The following is a 15,896-nucleotide window of genomic DNA, read 5'->3' as shown; positions in this document are numbered from 1 at the left end:
GCCGGACTCATTCGACGTCGGCGATGTTGCGGCGACGGATCAGGAAGAAGATGAGCCCTCCGATGATGACCACCCCCACGACGATGCCTCCGATGAGGAGTCCGGTGTTCGTGCCGGTGCCGCCGGCGGTCGCGCCCTCGACGGGCTCGACGGTGAGGTAGCCCCAGTAGCCGGCCTGGTTGGCGATGATGCCGCCGTCCTTCGGCTGCAGCGTGAAGCCCGTGAAGCGGTCGGAGCGGTAGGCCTCCAGCGAGTTGGCGTACCAGGTGGCGACCTGCGCGGTGTCGGTGTAGTTCAGCGCGAGCATGTCGTGCACGATCTCCTGGCGCTTCTCGGCGTCGATCTCGGAGCGCTGCGCGGCGTACATCTCGTCGAACTCCGGGTTGCAGTACCCGTCCTGCGTGGTGCCGCCGGTGCCGTCGGTCGCGGTCGGCAGGTTCATGCAGGTGTTGATGCCCAGCTGGTAGTCCGGGTCGGGGTTGACCGACCAGCCGCTGAAGTACAGGTCGTAGTCGCCGGAGGTGGCCTTCGCGCTGATCGTGTCGGAGTCGGTGGACTCGACCGTGATCTCGATGCCGATGTCCTTCATCCACGGGACGAAGAAGTCGGAGATGGACTGCTCGTTCGCGTCGTCCGCGTCCGTCAGCAGGCGCAGGCTCAGGCGCTGGCCGTCCTTCTCGCGGATGCCGTCGGCGCCGGGATCCCAGCCCGCCTCGTCGAGCTTCGCCTGCGCGGCCTCGGGGTCGAAGCCCACGATCACGTCGTCGTCGTCCGACAGGTGCCACTTCGGGAAGGACGCCGGGATGAAGCTCGTCGCGAGCGTGCCCTCGCCGTCCAGGACCTTGTCGAGGAGGGTGGCCGTGTCGGTGCCGAGACGGATGGCCTGGCGCACCTCGAGCTCCTTCAGCGCGGCGTTGCCGGTGCCGTAGGGCACGTTGTCGCGGGTCTGCTGACCGACGTTGATGCTGATCGAGTGGTAGCGGCGGCCCTCACCGGAGTGCGTGGTGATGCCGTCGACGCCCTCGAGTGCCGAGAACTGGGTGGGGGTGAGGCCGGTGACGAGGTCGACGTCGCCCGCCTTGAGCGCCTGCACCTGGGCGTCCGAGTTCGTGTAGTACACGTACTGGATCGCGTCGATCTTGGGGGCGCCGCGCCAGAAGTTCTCGTTCGCCTTCAGCACGATGGACTGGTTGGCCGAGTAGCTGTCGAGGACGAACGGGCCGGAGCCGACCACGTCCGCGTCGTTGGTGAAGGTCGTCGGGTCGTCGACCTCCTCCCAGATGTGCTTCGGGACGATCGGGATCTCCGAGCCGGGGTTCGGGGCCTGCGGGGTCTTCAGGGTGATCACGACGGTCTTGTCGTCCGGGGCCTCGACGGTGTCGAAGTTGGAGACGAGGTTGCCGTTGGCGGTGCCGAGGGCGGGCACCGTCATCATCTGGTCGTACGTGTACTTCACATCGGCGGAGGTGATGGGCTCGCCGTCCGACCAGACGAGGTCGTCCTGGAGGGTGAAGGTCCACGTCTGGCCGCCGTCGGTCGCCTCCCAGCTGTCGGCGAGGCCCTTCGTGGGGGAGCCGTCCTCGGCGTCGTTCTGCACGAGCGACTCGTAGACGTACCGGATGATGTTCGTCGGCGTCAGGTAGATCGAGATGAACGGGTTGAACGTGTCCACGAATCCGGAGGTAGCGATCCGGAGCGTCGTGTCGGAGGCCGGGGATTCGGTGGCGGCGCTGACGGACTGCGCCTGAGCGGCACCGACCGGAGCGGCGAGGAGGAGCGCGGAGGCGATCGCGGCGGCGGTCAGACTTCGCACGGTTCTGGAGCGGGGGGCAAGACGCATGGAAGGTCCCTTCGGGCGCCGCCCGGATCCACAGTGAAGCCGGGTCGGTGCTGACCATGCAAGCGGAAGACGGCCCCGTGGTCAAGACATTCGATGCGTATCGCGGAAGAAAAATCGCGCAGATCGGAAAGATCGCCGGCCGTCGAGCGGGTGTAACACGGCGGAAACACGCGGATGCCAGGATGCGCGCATCGGAACGAGGGGAGCGAAGGATGACTCCTCGATGCGGACATCCGGAACGTATCTCGGGCCGGTTCGGGTCGGGCACGGGAACCGGAATCGTATCGTCACTCTGCCGGGACGGTGAGCACGGCACGCAGAAGCGCGATGCGTTCGTGCAGGGAGGAGCGCAGGAAGTGCTCGTCCAGCGCATGCGCACCGCCGCCCCGGGGGCCGAAGCCGTCGACGGTCGGCAGACCCTGTCCGCCGAGGAGGTTCGTGTCGCCCGCGCCGGCCGCGGGGCGGCCGTCGACCTGCTGGCCGAGCGCGGCACCGGCCGCGGCGATCCGGGTGAGGAGGTCGGTGTCCTCCGCCGAGGCCTGCCAGGCGGGCCGGGCGCTCAGCACGGCGACCTCGAGGCGGGCGCCGGGGCGCACCGGTGCCAGCTCCTGGAGGGCGCTGAGGACGCGCTGCTCGCTGTCCGGGTCTTGGAAGCGGAGGCCGATCTCGGCGGCCGCGTGCGCCGGCACCACGTTGGTCCTCGCGCCGCCGTCGATGACGCCGACGTTGCACAGCACCGGACTCGGAAGCTCCGGGTCCGCCACGATCGTGCGGACCAGGAGGAGTTGGTCGACGAGCTCGTCGATCGCGGAGACGCCATGCTCGGGGTCGAGGGCGGCGTGGGCCGCGCGGCCGGTGACGGCGATGCGCACCCGGGCGCTGCCGCGGCGGCCGACCTTGAGGGCGCCGTCGGGATGCGGGGACTCGAATCCGATGGCGCAGGCCGCGCCCCTGGCCCGTTCCGCGAGCTGGGGGCCCGAGACGGGGGAGCCGATCTCCTCGTCCGCGACGAGCACGATCCGCACGGCGCGCCGCTGTTCGAGCGGCACGGACTGCAGGTGCCGCAGGGCCTCGAGCATCACCACAATGCCGGCCTTCATGTCGTAGGCACCGGGGCCGCGCACGACATCGCCGTCCTCGGCCCACGGCAGGTCGTCCGTCAGCGTGCCCGCCGGCCAGACGGTGTCGGTGTGGCCGACGAGGAGAACCGGGTCTCCGGTACCGGGGACGTCGATGACGAGATCCGTTCCGAGCTCGTGCGGGATCCGCTGGACGCTGCCGCCGACGCCGGCGAACCAGGCGGACAGCAGGTCGGCGATGCAGGCGCTCGCCCCCGTGTCGCGGCTCGGCGTCTCGATCAGCACGAGTTCGCGCACGAGTGCGATGATGTCGTCGGAAGGATGGTCCCCGTCGCGCACTGCCGAGAGAGTCGTCACGGTTACGAACCGTATCTTGCCCCTTGATCGCCCCGCAACCCGCCGATAGCATCGCTCACAGCAGCAGGACTCCTCGATCTTAGGAAACGTATCGTGCCTCATTCTTCGGTGGCCGCCGGTGTCGCCCACGGCTGCCGCGAACTCACCCGTTACACCGAGTTCCGTGAGGCCGCCGCGCTGTACGCCCGCGTCTTCGCGTACACGGAGAACGAGTACGCCCTCAACGCCAACCTGCTCACCGCCCTCGCCCGCAACGGCGGTTCCGCGGTCGGCGCCTTCGCCGACGACGGGGAACTGATCGGGTTCGCGTACGGGTTCGCCGGCTGCGACACCACCGGCGCGTCCTTCCACTACTCGCAGGCGGCCGCCGTCGATGCCGCGCACCAGGGACGCGGCGTCGGCCAGGCGCTCAAGCTCGCGCAGCGTGCCGTGGCCCTGCGCTGGGGGCAGCGGACGATGCGGTGGACGTTCGATCCGCTGCTGTCACGCAACGCACACTTCAACCTGAGCTCTCTCGGGGCCGTCGGCATCGCCTACGAGCGCGACTACTACGCCCGCCCCGACACCGACCGTCTGGTGGTCTCCTGGGACCTGGACGTCGCCGATCGTCCGACCCGTCGGTCGCTCCCCGTCCCTCCCGTGCTCGGGCCGGACGACTGGGGGCGGGCCGTGGCGGCGGACGGCGCCGCCTGGATCGCGATCCCGACGCGACCCGGCGCCCTCGACGCCGAGGAGCGCGCGGTGCTGCGGCGGGATCTGGAGCGGACGATGACCGCGGCATTCCGCCGCGGGGACGTCCTCGTCGGGGCCACGCGCCTCGACGACGACACGGCGGTCTACCGCGCGACACCTCGGGAGGGCACGGCATGAACGACCACGACCACGAGGATCGCGACCTCGTCTCTCCGCGAGACCGGTACGGCGAGCGCATCCGCACCAACCTGTCCGCCGAGAGCATCCAGGCGCGGATCATCGAGACGGAGCAGCGCACGCTCGCCCAGACCTTCGAGGAGCTCAGCCGCTCGGCCCAGGTCCCGCAGGCCGCGGCGCTGCTGCTCGGTGCCCGGCGACGGTACGTCGCCGGCGAGGGCAAGGCGGCGGCGTACGCGCAACTCCTCAACGCGGATCTCTCGGCGACGCTGTCGAACGTCTTCCTCGTCGACGGGCACGCGCTGCAGCCGCTCACCGTGCTCACCGACGTCCGGGCCAGCGACGTGCTCATCGCCTTCTCCCTGCGGCGCTACCGCGAGGAGACCGTGCGGCTCGGGCGGCTCTTCCACGAGGCGGGCGGTCAGCTCGTCGTGATCACCGACAGCGAGGACGCCCCGCTCGCATCCATCGCGACCTCGCTCATCCGGGTGCGCACGGGATCAGCGTCGTACGCCGACTCGCCGACCCCGGTCGCGGCGGTGTGCCACCTGCTGAGCGCGCTCACCACGGCGAGCGCGAAGGGAGCGCGCCGGCGGCTCGCCGAACGCGACCGGTTGGTGGCGCGCCTGGGTCTCTACGGCCCCGAGACGGCGCGGCCCCGCCCGGAGGAGGACGCGTGAGGGTCGTCCGCGTCCGGCTGTTCGCCCTGCGGCAGGCGCTGCGTCACAGCTTCGAGACGAGCTCGCACCGCAAATCCGGCATCGAGCATGTGCTCGTCGAGGTCACCGATGCCGACGGGCAGACGGGGTGGGGGGAGATCGCGTCGCCGTCCGATCCGTTCTACGGAGCGGAGACCACGGTCACCGCGTGGGAGATCGCGACCCGCTACCTGGTGCCCGCGCTGCTCCGTGCCGAGGGCGAGGAGCCGGCGGAGCTGGAGGCGTCGTGGGCACGGGTCCGCGGGCACGAGTTCGCGAAGGCCGGGTTCTCCGGCGCGGTGTGGGACCTGGTCTCCCGGAGGCGGGGGATCGCGCTCGCCGCGGCTCTCGGCGGGACGCGCGACGAGGTCGTCGCGGGGGTGTCGCTGGGCATCGAGCCGTCGATCGACGAGCTGCTCGCGCAGGTGGAGCTGCAGCGCGCCGCCGGCTACCCCCGCGTCAAGCTCAAGATCGCTCCGGGCTGGGATGTCGAGCCGGTGCGTGCGGTGCGCGGCGCCTACCCCGACCTCGACCTCCACGTGGACGCGAACGGCGCCTATGCCGGTGACGAGCGGGCGACCGCGGTGTTCGCACGCCTGGATCGCGAGGCGCTCACCATGATCGAGCAGCCCTTCGCGCCGCGGGATCTCGTGGCCCATGCCGATCTGCAGTCGCGGCTCGACACGGACGTGTGCCTGGACGAGTCGGTCGTCGACCTCGGCGACCTGCGGACCATGATCCGGCTGGGGGCGGGGCGGGTCCTCAACATCAAGGTGTCGCGGATGGGCGGGCTCACCGTCGCCCGCGCGGCGCACGACGTGGCGCGGGACGCGGGCATCCCCGTGTGGTGCGGCGGGATGCACGAGTTCGGCGTCGGGCGGGCTGCGAACGTCGCGCTGTCCTCGCTCCCCGGTTTCCTGCTGCCGTCGGATGTGTCGGGATCGGACAAGTACTACGAGTCCGACATCATCGCACCTCCGGTGACCGCCGTCGCCGGTCGCGTCACGGTCCCCACCGGACCGGGGATCGGACACGAGGTGCTCGCCGAGCGCATCGCCCGTGACGCGTCCCGCGTCTTCGACTCCTCCGCGGCCGAGGCCCCTGAGGCCGTCCTGACCGCGGGCTGACCGGCCCCGAACCCTTCGAAAGCGGAATCTGATGCGCGCACTGCTGCTGTACCGGCTCGATCTCGCCGCCGAGGCCGCGGAGGACGGGATCCATGCCGTCGATCCGCGGGAGCCGATCATCCGGGCGACCGACCTCGGCGTCACCCGCGGCGACGGCGTGTTCGAGACCGCCGTGGTGCGCGGGGGCAGGCCGCAGGCGCTGGAGGCGCATCTCGCGCGGCTGGAGCGTTCGGCGCAGCTCCTAGGGCTGCCCGCACCAGGCCGCGAGCGATGGGCACGGGCGGTGCGCCGCGCGGCCGCCGAGGTCTCCCGTCCCGGAGTGCTCCGCGACGGGGAGATCGCCTCGATCAAGTTCGCGATGACCCGCGGGGACGAGATCGACCCGGCCGGACCGACGGGGTGGGTGCTCGGCTTCGCGGGAGAGGACCCGGAGGCCGTCCGCGCGCGGGGCGTCTCCGCGGTGGTGCTCGACCGCGGGTATCGGCACGACGTCATGGAGACGGCGCCCTGGCTGCTGCAGGGAGCGAAGTCCCTCGCCTACGCGGTGAACCAGGCGGCCCTGCGGGAGGCACGGAGCCGGGGTGCGGACGACGTCGTCTTCGTCAGCGCCGACGGGTTCGTCCTCGAAGGGCCGCGGTCGACGCTGATCGCGCGGCTCGACGGGGCGCTGGTCACGCCACCGCCCGAGTACGGGGTGCTCCCCGGGACGACCCAGGCCGACGTCTTCGCGGGACTCGCCGAGGTGCCCTCCCGCGTCGGTCCGATGATGCGGGACGATCTGGAGCGGGCGGACGCCCTCTGGCTCTGCTCCAGCACCCGCGGTGCGGTGCCCGTGCGGGAGCTGGACGGCGTCGCACGCGCTGTGGACCCGGTGCTCACCGCGCGGATGAACGCGGTGCTGGATGGACGAGAGGACTGAGATGGTCGACGCGGACCTGCCGATCGATCGGGTGATCGACGGCCACAACGACCTCGCCTGGGCGAGCAGGACGCTGCTCGGCTACCGGGTCGCGGAACTCTCCGGCCCGGTGGCGGCCACGCAGACCGATCTGCCGCGACTGACCGCGGGCGGGGTCGCCGGCCAGTTCTGGTCGGTCTGGGTCGATCCCGTGCTGGAGGGGGCGGAGCAGGTCGTGGCCACGCTCGAGCAGATCGACTTCGTGCACCGCCTCGTCGACGCCCACCCGCAGCGCTTCGCGATCGCTCGGACGGCGGCCGACGCGCGTGCGGCGATGGCGGAGGGGAGGATCGCCTCGCTCATCGGCATCGAGGGCGGGGACCAGCTCGGCGGATCGCTGGCCGTGCTGCGGCAGTTCGCGCGGCTCGGCGCGCGGTATCTCACCCTCACCTGGTCGCGGACGATCGCCTGGGCGGATTCCGCGACCGACGAGGCGCGCCACGGGGGTCTGACGGACTTCGGACGCGAGGTGGTGCGCGAGATGAACCGCATCGGTGTGCTCGTCGACCTCTCGCACGTCGCTCCGACGACCATGCGGCATGCCCTGGAGATCACGACCCGCCCGGTGATGGTGAGTCACTCCGGCGCCCTCGCTCTTTGCGACCATCCTCGCAACGTGCCGGACGACGTGCTCGCCGCGATCGGCGCGCAGGGCGGCGTCGTGATGGTGCCGTTCGTCCCCACGTTCGTCTCGCAGGCCCGCCGCGACTGGTGGGAGGCCGGGGGAGAGGGAGAGGCGCCGCGCGTCGGCGTCGAGGACGTCGCCGATCACCTGGACCACGTGCGTCGCGTGGCCGGCGCACAGGCGGTCGGGATCGGCGCCGACTACGACGGCTCCGATGCGATGCCGGACGGTCTCGGCGACGTCTCGGGGTACCCGGCGCTGTTCGCCGAGCTGCGGCGTCGCGGCTGGTCGGAGGACGACCTTCGGGCGGCGGCGCACGAGAACGTCCTCCGCGTGCTGGAGGCGTCGGACCCCGACCACGAGGCCTTCCTCGCCGGCCGCGCAGGAGAGCCCGCCGCGGCCGCGCTCGCTCCCGCAGTCGACACGACGGCGCGGGAGGGGGCGCTGTGAACCCGCGCGTCCTCGTGATCGTGAACTCCGCGAGTTCCGGCCCGCGCCGCCTCGGCACCTGGCTGCGGGAGAAGGCGATCGACGTCGACGAGGTCGTGGGAGCCGAGCAGCCGCTGCCCGCCTCCCTGGACGGCTACGCCGGACTCGTCATGCTGGGCGGCGGGCTCATGCCGGACGATGATGACTGCGCGCCGTGGCTCGCGGCAGAGCGGGCGCTCGCCGCGGAGGCCATCGACCGCGACCTCCCCACCCTCGGCATCTGCCTGGGCGGTCAGCTGCTCGCCCACGTGGCAGGCGGCGAGGTCGCCGAGAAGACCGGACCCATCGAACGCGGCGCAACCCCCATCCGCCCCACCGCGGCAGGACGTGCCGACGCCCTGTTCGCGGCCCTCGGCGATGAGGCTCCGATGATCGAGAACCATCAGGACATGATCACGCGGCTGCCATCCGCGGCGGTGCTGCTGGCGACGAGCGCCGCCGTCGAGAACCAGGCCTTCCGGCTGGGGGCGCGGGTGCGCGGCGTGCAGTTCCATCCCGAGGCCTCCGCGGCCGACCTCGCCCGATGGGACGACGCGGCGCTGCGGGGAGAGGGACGCTCGCTTCCCGCCCTCATCGCCGCCGCCGAGCGCGTGCACGACCACAACACCGCGGCCAGCCGCGCGCTCATCGAGGCCTTCGCCGACGAGGTGCGCGCCGGGGTCCCCGTATGACCGGGCAGGATGCGGATCGCCTCGTCACCGCCGAGTCCGCCGCGGAGGCACTCCGCCACGGCCTGGACGAGCGCGCGCGTCGTGCCGCCCCGGCCGCCATCGCCGCGGTGGCCGAACGGGGAAGTGTCCGCGCAGTGCTCACCCACGGCCATCCCCGCGCCGATGTGGCCCCGACGACGCGGGACACGGTCTTCCGCATCGCGTCGATGTCCAAGAGCTTCCTGGCCGCCACCGTGCTCTCCCTTCGAGACCGCGGGCTGCTCGACCTCCATGTGCCGATCCGCACCTATCTGCCGGAGGCCCGGCTGCGGCATCGGGGTGCGGACGTCGAGGTCACCGGCGACCTGCTGCTCTCCAACCGGTCCGGTCTGGGGGAGGACAACGCCTGGGTGGACCGGCATCTCGGCGCCTCCCGTGCGGAGATCGCCGCCGTGTTCGCAGGTGGGGTGCACCTCGCGGCCGCGCCGGGAACCGTCTACCAGTACTCCAACCTCGGCCAGTCGCTGCTCGGCCGCGTCGTGGAAGCGGTGACGGACCGGGCCGTGGAGGACGTGATCCGGGAGACCCTGCTCGAGCCCCTCGGGCTGCGCCGGACGGCGCACGTGTCGGACGGCTACGCGCCGGAGACGCTGGCCGGCGGTTTCCGGACGTTCGACGACGGCACCACGTTCCGCCCCGAGCCGTTCGTGGGGTCCGGCGCGCTCGGCTGCATCGGCAGCATGTTCAGCACCGTCGACGACATCGCGAGATGGATGTGGTTCCTCGGCTCGGCCTTCACCGACGACCCGCTGGCGCCCGACGTGCTGGCTCCGGCGTCGCGTCGGGAGCTGCAGCAGGCCCGCACCCCCATCCCGGTGCCGTCGGCGATGTTCGACGGGCGCGACCTCGCGGGGGCCGGCTACGGCTACGGCCTCTTCGTCGAAGACGACCGGCGGTTCGGGCGGATCGTGCAGCACTCCGGCGGTCTTCCGGGATTCTCGGCGCACATGCGCTGGCACGCGGCCAGCGGCATCGGCGTCGTCGCCTTCGGGAACTCCGACGAGTTCGGCGCCCGGCGGATCGCAGGCGCCGCGCTCCAGCAGCTGCTCGAACGGACGGACGCCCCCTCCGCGGTCCTGCACCCGTGGGCGGAGACGGTCGCCGCCGCGCAGGCTCTCGACGCCGCGATCCGCTCGGGACGGCCCGCCGCCACGTACCCGTTCCTCGCCGACCATGTGCTCGATGACATTCCGGCCGACGTCCGCGATGCCCGGCTGGAGGCACAGGTCCAGGAGATCGGCGGATTCCGCGCAGACCAGGACCCGTTCCCCGACCGTGTGGTGGCCGCGGCGACCGAGGCCGAGCTGCGCTGGCGGATCGCGGGGAACCGCGGCGACCTCCTCGTCGACGTGCGGCTGGTCGGGCTGCCGGAGCCTCGCGTGCAGGGGGTGAGTACGGCGGTCGTCGCGCTAGGGCAGACGCGTGTCGAGGGGGAAGGGGCCGGGGCCGCAGAGCGACACCGGATCATCCTGCCGTCGCCCTGATCCCGGGTCGGACACAGATCGACCGGGTCCAAAAAACCGCCCTAGGATGGAGACATACCGACCCGTCCGTTCTGAGGAATCCTCATGCCCGCCACCCCTGTGCGTCGCCTCCTTCCCCTCGCTGCGCTCGCCGCCGCCACTGCCCTACTGCTGACCGCGTGCGCGGGCCCGTCCACGGAGAGCGACGGCGGTGAGCTCGTGTGGTCGATCGAGGGCGCGAACCTGTCCGCAGGGCACATGGACCCGCAGGTGAGCCAGCTCGACGTCTCCGGCATGGTGCAGCGCGCGGTGCTCGACTCCCTGGTGTTCCAGGAGGACGACGGCACGTTCAGCCCGTGGCTCGCGAAGAGCTGGGACGTCTCGCCGGACAGCACGGAGTACACCTTCACGCTGCGCGACGACGTGACCTTCACCGACGGCGAGCCGTTCGATGCGGAGGCCGTGAAGGCGAACTTCGACCGGATCGTCGACCCGGAGACCGCCTCGGCCCAGGCGGCGAGCATGCTCGGCGCGGACTTCTACGCCGGAACCGAGGTCGTCGACGACCACACGGTGAAGGTCTCGTTCACGCAGCCGTATGCGCCCTTCCTGCAGGCGGCCAGCACCCCGCAGCTCGGCTTCTACTCGCCGGCCGTGCTGGCCGAGTCGGCCGACAAGCTCAAGGCGGGCGGTCCCGACGTCACGGTCGGCACCGGACCCTTCGTGCTCACCGAGTACACCGCCGACCAGGAGATCGTCTACACGCGCAACGACGACTACGCCTGGGGTCCGCACGAGACGAAGGCGCCGGCGTTCGAGACGCTGCGCGTGCAGATCCAGCCGGAGGCGTCGGTGCGCACCGGAGTGATCGAGAGCGGAGAGGCCGACCTCGCCAGCAACATCCCGCCGAACCAGGTCGCCGGTCTGGACGACGCCGGCGTCACGGTCGACTCGGTGGAGTACCCCGGACTGCCCTACTCGCTCTACCTGAACGAGAAGTACGGCGTCTTCGCCGACGAGAAGGTGCGGCAGGCGTTCGCCCGCGGCATCGACGTCGACGCGGCGGTCGAGGAGATCTACTTCGGGCAGTTCCCGCGGGCATGGAGCGTCCTCGGCAGCACGACCCCGGGCTATGACGCGTCGCTGGAGGACTCCTGGCCGTTCGATCAGGACGCCGCGAACGCCCTGCTCGACGAGGCCGGCTGGACGGAGCGCGACGCGGACGGCATCCGCATGAAGGACGGCGAGCGCCTGTCCGTGCGATGGATCGCCTGGACCCCGGTCCCCGACGACCGCGCGGCGCTGGCCAACGCGATCCAGTCGGATCTCAAGGCCGTCGGCTTCGAGGTGCAGCGCGAGGAGCTGGAGCCCGGTGCGTACAACGCCCAGTACGAGCCCAAGACGTTCGACCTCACCGACTGGGGCTTCTCCGGCGTGGACGCCGACTTCCTCCGTGCGCACCTGCACACCGACGGCTTCCAGAACGCCTCGCAGGTGAGCGATCCGGAGATCGACGCGCTTCTGGAAGAGGCCGTCGCGTCGAGCGACCAGGACGCCCGCAACGAGCTCTACACGCAGCTGCAGCAGTGGAACGCGGAGTACACGGCCATCGTCCCGCTCTACAGCCCCTCGGCGATCACGGCGGTCGGCGAGCGCGTGCAGAGTCTGGACTACGACCTCTACGGGCGGCCGCTCTTCTACGATGTGAGCCTCGGCTGACATCCGGCGGCCGTCGTTTCGAGGGAGCGGGCGGAGTGATCGAACCGTGAAGGCGGTGCTCGGCCGCGCCCTCGGGCTCGTCGCCTCGGTGGTCATCGTGCTGTGGGGCGCCGCGACGGTCGCGTTCCTGGCCTTCCGGGTTATCCCCGGCGACCCGGTCTCGGTGATGCTCGGCCCGCAGGCGCAGGTGAGCGAGGCGGTCAAGGACGGCATCCGCGCCGATCTCGGGCTCGACCGCCCGCCGCTGGAGCAGTACGTCGGCTTCATCGGGCAGCTCGCCCGCGGCGACCTCGGCGAGTCGTATCAGCTGCGGCTGCCGGTGACCGAGGTCATCGGACGACAGCTCGGCGCGACCGTGCAGCTCTCGGCCCTGGCGCTGGGGATCGCCGTCGTCCTCGCCCTCGCGGTCGCGGTCTTCGTGCGGGGCCGCGTCGGGCGCACCGTCGCCGCCGGTGTCGAGCTCGTGGTGCTCTCCTCGCCGGTGTTCTGGATCGGGCTGCTGCTGCTCAGCGTCTTCGCGTTCGGTCTCGGCTGGTTCCCCGTCTCGGGCACCCGCAATCCGGCGACCATCGTCCTCCCGGCGATCACGCTCGCCCTCCCGGTGGCGGCACTGCTCAGCCAGGTGCTGCGTGATGGGCTGATGCAGGCGGAACGGATGCCCTTCGCGGAGACAGTCCGTGCGCGGGGTGCCGGACCCACCTGGTTCACGCTGCGGCACGGGGTGCGCCACGGCGCCGCGTCGGCGGTCACCCTCGCGGCCTATCTCACCGGCTCGGTCCTCGGGGGTGCGGTTCTCGTCGAGACCGTGTTCGCCCGGCCCGGCCTGGGGCGGGTCACCCTCGCCGCCATCAACGACCGCGATCTCCCCGTCCTCACCGGCATCATCCTGCTGAGCGCTCTCGCCTTCGTCGTCATCAACGTGGTGGTGGAGCTCGTGCATCCGCTCATCGACCCCCGCGTCGCCGCCTCCTCCCGACCCGGAGTCGTCCGATGAGTCGGGGGCAGCGCATTCTTCTGGGCTCCGCCGTGCTCGTGCTGGCGGTGGTCGCCGTCGCCGCGCTGTGGCCGGGGCTGCTCGCCACGCACGATCCGCTGCAGACCGAGGTTCGGGCCGCTCTGCTGCCGCCGAGTGCCGAGCACCTCTTCGGCACCGATCAGAGCGGCCGCGACGTGTACTCCCGCGTGGTGTTCGGCGCGGGGCGCTCGGTCGGGATCGGGCTTCTCGCCACCGCCATCGCCCTCGCCGCGGGCCTGCTCGTGGGGGCGCTCGCCGGCATGTCGCCTCGGGGTGTGGACGTCACGCTCATGCGCATCAACGACGTGCTCATGGCGTTCCCGGAGTTCCTGGTGGCGCTCGTCGTGGTGGCCGTGCTGGGACCGGGACCGGTGAACATCGCCATCGCGGTGACGCTGGCCGCCGCACCCGTGTACGTGCGCCTCGCCCGCGTGCAGACCAGGACGCTGCGCGTGGCCGAGCATGTCGAGGCCGCCCGGATCCTCGGCGTGCCGCCGCTGCGGGCGTTCCGGCGCCATGTCGTGCCCGGGGTGCTGGGGGCGCTGAGCGTGCTGGCGACCATCGGCATCGGGTCGAGCATCCTGGCCGCGGCCGGACTGAGCTTCCTGGGTCTCGGGCCGTCCGAGCCGACCCCGGAGTGGGGCCTCATGCTCGCCGGCGGGCGCAATGTGCTCGGACAGGCCTGGTGGGTGTCGGTCTTCCCCGGACTCGCGATCACGCTGACGGTGGTGTGCGCGACGGTGGTCGGACGCATCCTCCGGACGCGGGCGGACGGGAGGGACGCATGAGTGCGGCGCTGGAGGTCGAGGGACTGCGGATCGCCTTCGCGGGGAGTCCCGTCGTGGATGACGTCTCGTTCACGGTGGACGCCGGAGAGTGCGTGGCGATCGTGGGGGAGTCGGGGGCGGGGAAGTCGCTCTCGGCCCGCGCTCTGCTCGGCCTCACGCCGCCGACGGCAGACGTCGCCGTCGACCGGCTCCGCGTCGACGGGGTGGACGCCGCCACCCTGACCGAGCGCGGCTGGCGGCGGCTCCGGGGGACCAGGATCGGCCTCGTCTCGCAGGACGCCCTCGTGTCACTGGACCCGTTGCGACGGATCGCGGACGAGATCGCCGAGCTGCTGCGGCTGCACCGCCTCGTGCGCGGGCGCGCGGCCCTCGCCGCGCGGGTGCGGGAGCTTCTCGGACGGGTGTGGATGCCCGACCCCGACCGCCGTGCACGGCAGCGTCCGCAGGAGCTCTCCGGAGGATTGCGGCAGCGCGCGCTCATCGCCTCGGCGCTCGCCGGGAACCCCGCGGTGCTCGTCGCGGATGAGCCCACCACGGCCCTGGACGCGACCGTGCAGGCCCGGATCCTCGTGCTCCTGCGGGAGATCGTGGACGACGGCACCGCCGTGGTCTTCATCAGTCACGACTTCGCGGCGGTGCGACGGGTGGCGGATCGCGTGCTCGTGATGAAGGACGGCCGGATCGTGGAGTCCGGCCCGGTCGCGGAGGTGCTCGCCGCCCCCCAGCACCCGTACACGCGGCAGCTCATCGCGGCGACGATGCATGAGCCGCGGGAGGAGCGTGCGACGTCCTCGGAGGCCGTGGTCGTTGCCGAGGAGGTGTCCAAGGCGTTCGGCGGGGTGGCCGCCGTCGTCGACGCGTCGTTCACGGTGTCCGCCGGTCGGACGCTGGGCATCGTCGGCGAATCCGGATCGGGCAAGACGACCCTCGCCCGGATGCTGGTGGGCGTCGAGAGGCCGGACACCGGAGTGCTGCGCTGGAACGGAACGCCGCGCGTGCAGCTCGTGCACCAGAACCCGCTCGGCGCCTTCGACCCGCGGTGGACCGTGGGGCGGTCGCTGGAGGAGGCGCTGGAGGCGGGAGGGGTGCCGCGTGGTGCGCGTCGGACGCGAGTGGCGGCGCTGCTCGCGGAGGTCGGGCTCGATGCGAGTCTGGCGGCGCGACGGCCGGCGGCGCTGTCGGGCGGGCAGCGGCAGCGGGCGGCCCTCGCCCGAGCGCTCGCCGCTGACCCGGACGTGCTGGTGCTGGACGAGCCCGTCTCGGCCCTCGACCCCTCGGTGCGCGAGCGGGTGCTCCGGCTCCTCGCGCGGGTGCAGGAGGAACGGCGGCTCACGATGGTCTTCGTCTCCCACGACCTCGACGTCGTCGGCGCCGTCGCGGACGACGTCCTGGTCATGCAGGACGGCCGGATCGTCGAGCAGGGGCCCACGGCGGCGGTGTTCGCGGCGCCGCAGCATCCGTTCACCCGGGAGCTGCTCGCGGCCAGCGGCCCCGTCAGTCCGTGACGGTGATCCCGAGCCCGGCCGCCATCACCGGGGCGAGCTGCTGCACCTGCACCGACGAGAGCGTGGTGCCGCGCAGGCTCTGGACGTCGAGGTAGGAGAGCGCGTCGAGGCCGCGGAGGTCCACATCCTTCGCGCGCAGGCCCCGGGGGTCGACCTCGTCGCTGCGCGTGGCCTGGAACCGGACGCGCGTCAGTTCGGCCTGCGGGATGTCGATCGTGCGGACGGCGCATCCCACGACGTCGACGTCTTCGGCGCGGGCGGCGCCCAGATTCAGGTAGTCGATGCGCACGTCCCGCAGCTCGAGCTCCGCCACGCGGGCGTCGCCGAGGTCGAGGGTCCCGATGCGGCCGCCCGTGATCCGGAGTCGACGGATGCTCGCGTTCCGCAGCCGGAGCGACGCGATGCGCGGTTCGGGCAGGTCGACGTCGAGGAGCGTGGCCCCGGTGAGCTCGATGCTGTCGGCGTCTGCCTGGACCGCGCACTGCTCGAGCGTGGCGTACGCGAGGTCGACGGTGCCCGTGAGCTCCAGCGCGGCGGCGAGGAGGTCAGCCCGGCGCGCGGCTTCACGGGGCTCCAGCACGGGTGGGAGGTCGGGCGCGGACACACGGGGTGCGGTCGGGGAGTTCGGCATCCCCCGAGGCTATGTCCTCCCT

Annotated in this window: 14 protein-coding genes; 11 read left to right on the top strand and 3 right to left on the bottom strand. The window is 72.0% G+C overall.

Annotation, left to right across the window (positions count from 1 at the left end; translation table 11 throughout):
* Nucleotides 1-7: 7 nt before the first annotated feature.
* Both CJ226_RS13970 and CJ226_RS13965 read right to left on the bottom strand, forming a co-directional pair.
* Nucleotides 8-1,813 (bottom strand): ABC transporter substrate-binding protein, encoded by a 1,806-nt coding sequence (locus CJ226_RS13970; RefSeq protein WP_257996672.1) that lies wholly within the window; start codon nt 1,811-1,813, stop codon nt 8-10.
* 314 nt (nt 1,814-2,127) lie between these two features.
* The gene (locus tag CJ226_RS13965; RefSeq protein WP_102209558.1) at nt 2,128-3,276 is read right to left on the bottom strand and encodes a M20/M25/M40 family metallo-hydrolase; all 1,149 of its coding nucleotides are present in this window, start codon (nt 3,274-3,276) and stop codon (nt 2,128-2,130) included.
* 93 nt (nt 3,277-3,369) lie between these two features.
* Between CJ226_RS13965 and CJ226_RS13960 the strand changes: the two genes are divergently transcribed.
* The 11 genes from CJ226_RS13960 (at nt 3,370) to CJ226_RS13910 (ending at nt 15,243) form a co-directional block, all read left to right on the top strand.
* Nucleotides 3,370-4,146, top strand: a complete 777-nt coding sequence (locus CJ226_RS13960; RefSeq protein WP_146008248.1) for a GNAT family N-acetyltransferase — start codon at nt 3,370-3,372, stop codon at nt 4,144-4,146.
* Nucleotides 4,143-4,826, top strand: coding sequence for a MurR/RpiR family transcriptional regulator (locus CJ226_RS13955; protein ID WP_102209556.1), 684 nt, complete (start codon nt 4,143-4,145; stop codon nt 4,824-4,826). The genes CJ226_RS13960 and CJ226_RS13955 overlap by 4 nt, the downstream gene beginning before the upstream one ends.
* Nucleotides 4,823-5,971 carry an o-succinylbenzoate synthase gene (gene menC / locus CJ226_RS13950; RefSeq protein WP_102209555.1) on the top strand — a complete coding sequence of 383 codons (1,149 nt, stop codon included), beginning with the start codon at nt 4,823-4,825 and terminating at the stop codon, nt 5,969-5,971. The genes CJ226_RS13955 and menC overlap by 4 nt, the downstream gene beginning before the upstream one ends.
* A gap of 31 nt (nt 5,972-6,002) precedes the next feature.
* Nucleotides 6,003-6,890: an aminotransferase class IV gene (locus tag CJ226_RS13945; protein WP_102209554.1), complete on the top strand. Its 888-nt coding sequence runs from the start codon at nt 6,003-6,005 to the stop codon at nt 6,888-6,890.
* Nucleotides 6,874-8,004, top strand: coding sequence for a dipeptidase (locus CJ226_RS13940; protein ID WP_257996671.1), 1,131 nt, complete (start codon nt 6,874-6,876; stop codon nt 8,002-8,004). Before CJ226_RS13945 ends, CJ226_RS13940 begins: the two co-directional genes overlap by 17 nt.
* Nucleotides 8,001-8,714, top strand: coding sequence for a type 1 glutamine amidotransferase (locus CJ226_RS13935; RefSeq protein ID WP_062634125.1), 714 nt, complete (start codon nt 8,001-8,003; stop codon nt 8,712-8,714). The genes CJ226_RS13940 and CJ226_RS13935 overlap by 4 nt, the downstream gene beginning before the upstream one ends.
* The gene (locus CJ226_RS13930; RefSeq protein WP_102209553.1) at nt 8,711-10,237 is read left to right on the top strand and encodes a serine hydrolase; all 1,527 of its coding nucleotides are present in this window, start codon (nt 8,711-8,713) and stop codon (nt 10,235-10,237) included. The genes CJ226_RS13935 and CJ226_RS13930 overlap by 4 nt, the downstream gene beginning before the upstream one ends.
* A gap of 84 nt (nt 10,238-10,321) precedes the next feature.
* Nucleotides 10,322-11,935, top strand: coding sequence for an ABC transporter substrate-binding protein (locus tag CJ226_RS13925; protein WP_102209552.1), 1,614 nt, complete (start codon nt 10,322-10,324; stop codon nt 11,933-11,935).
* A 46-nt stretch (nt 11,936-11,981) separates the two neighbouring features.
* Nucleotides 11,982-12,929: an ABC transporter permease gene (locus tag CJ226_RS13920; protein WP_102209551.1), complete on the top strand. Its 948-nt coding sequence runs from the start codon at nt 11,982-11,984 to the stop codon at nt 12,927-12,929.
* On the top strand, nt 12,926-13,738 hold the full coding sequence (locus CJ226_RS13915) for an ABC transporter permease (RefSeq protein ID WP_102209550.1): 813 nt from the start codon (nt 12,926-12,928) through the stop codon (nt 13,736-13,738). Before CJ226_RS13920 ends, CJ226_RS13915 begins: the two co-directional genes overlap by 4 nt.
* Nucleotides 13,735-15,243, top strand: coding sequence for an ABC transporter ATP-binding protein (locus CJ226_RS13910; RefSeq protein WP_102209549.1), 1,509 nt, complete (start codon nt 13,735-13,737; stop codon nt 15,241-15,243). The genes CJ226_RS13915 and CJ226_RS13910 overlap by 4 nt, the downstream gene beginning before the upstream one ends.
* Here the strand turns inward: CJ226_RS13910 and CJ226_RS13905 are convergent.
* Nucleotides 15,233-15,874 carry a pentapeptide repeat-containing protein gene (locus CJ226_RS13905; protein WP_102209548.1) on the bottom strand — a complete coding sequence of 214 codons (642 nt, stop codon included), beginning with the start codon at nt 15,872-15,874 and terminating at the stop codon, nt 15,233-15,235. The two genes, CJ226_RS13910 and CJ226_RS13905, sit on opposite strands and share 11 nt — an antisense overlap.
* Between the last annotated feature and the right edge of the window lie 22 nt (nt 15,875-15,896).

Origin of the sequence: Microbacterium sp. UMB0228 (genome assembly GCF_002871415.1) — a bacterium.
Classification (GTDB): domain Bacteria; phylum Actinomycetota; class Actinomycetes; order Actinomycetales; family Microbacteriaceae; genus Microbacterium.
This window is presented reverse-complemented; position numbering and strand designations above follow the sequence as displayed.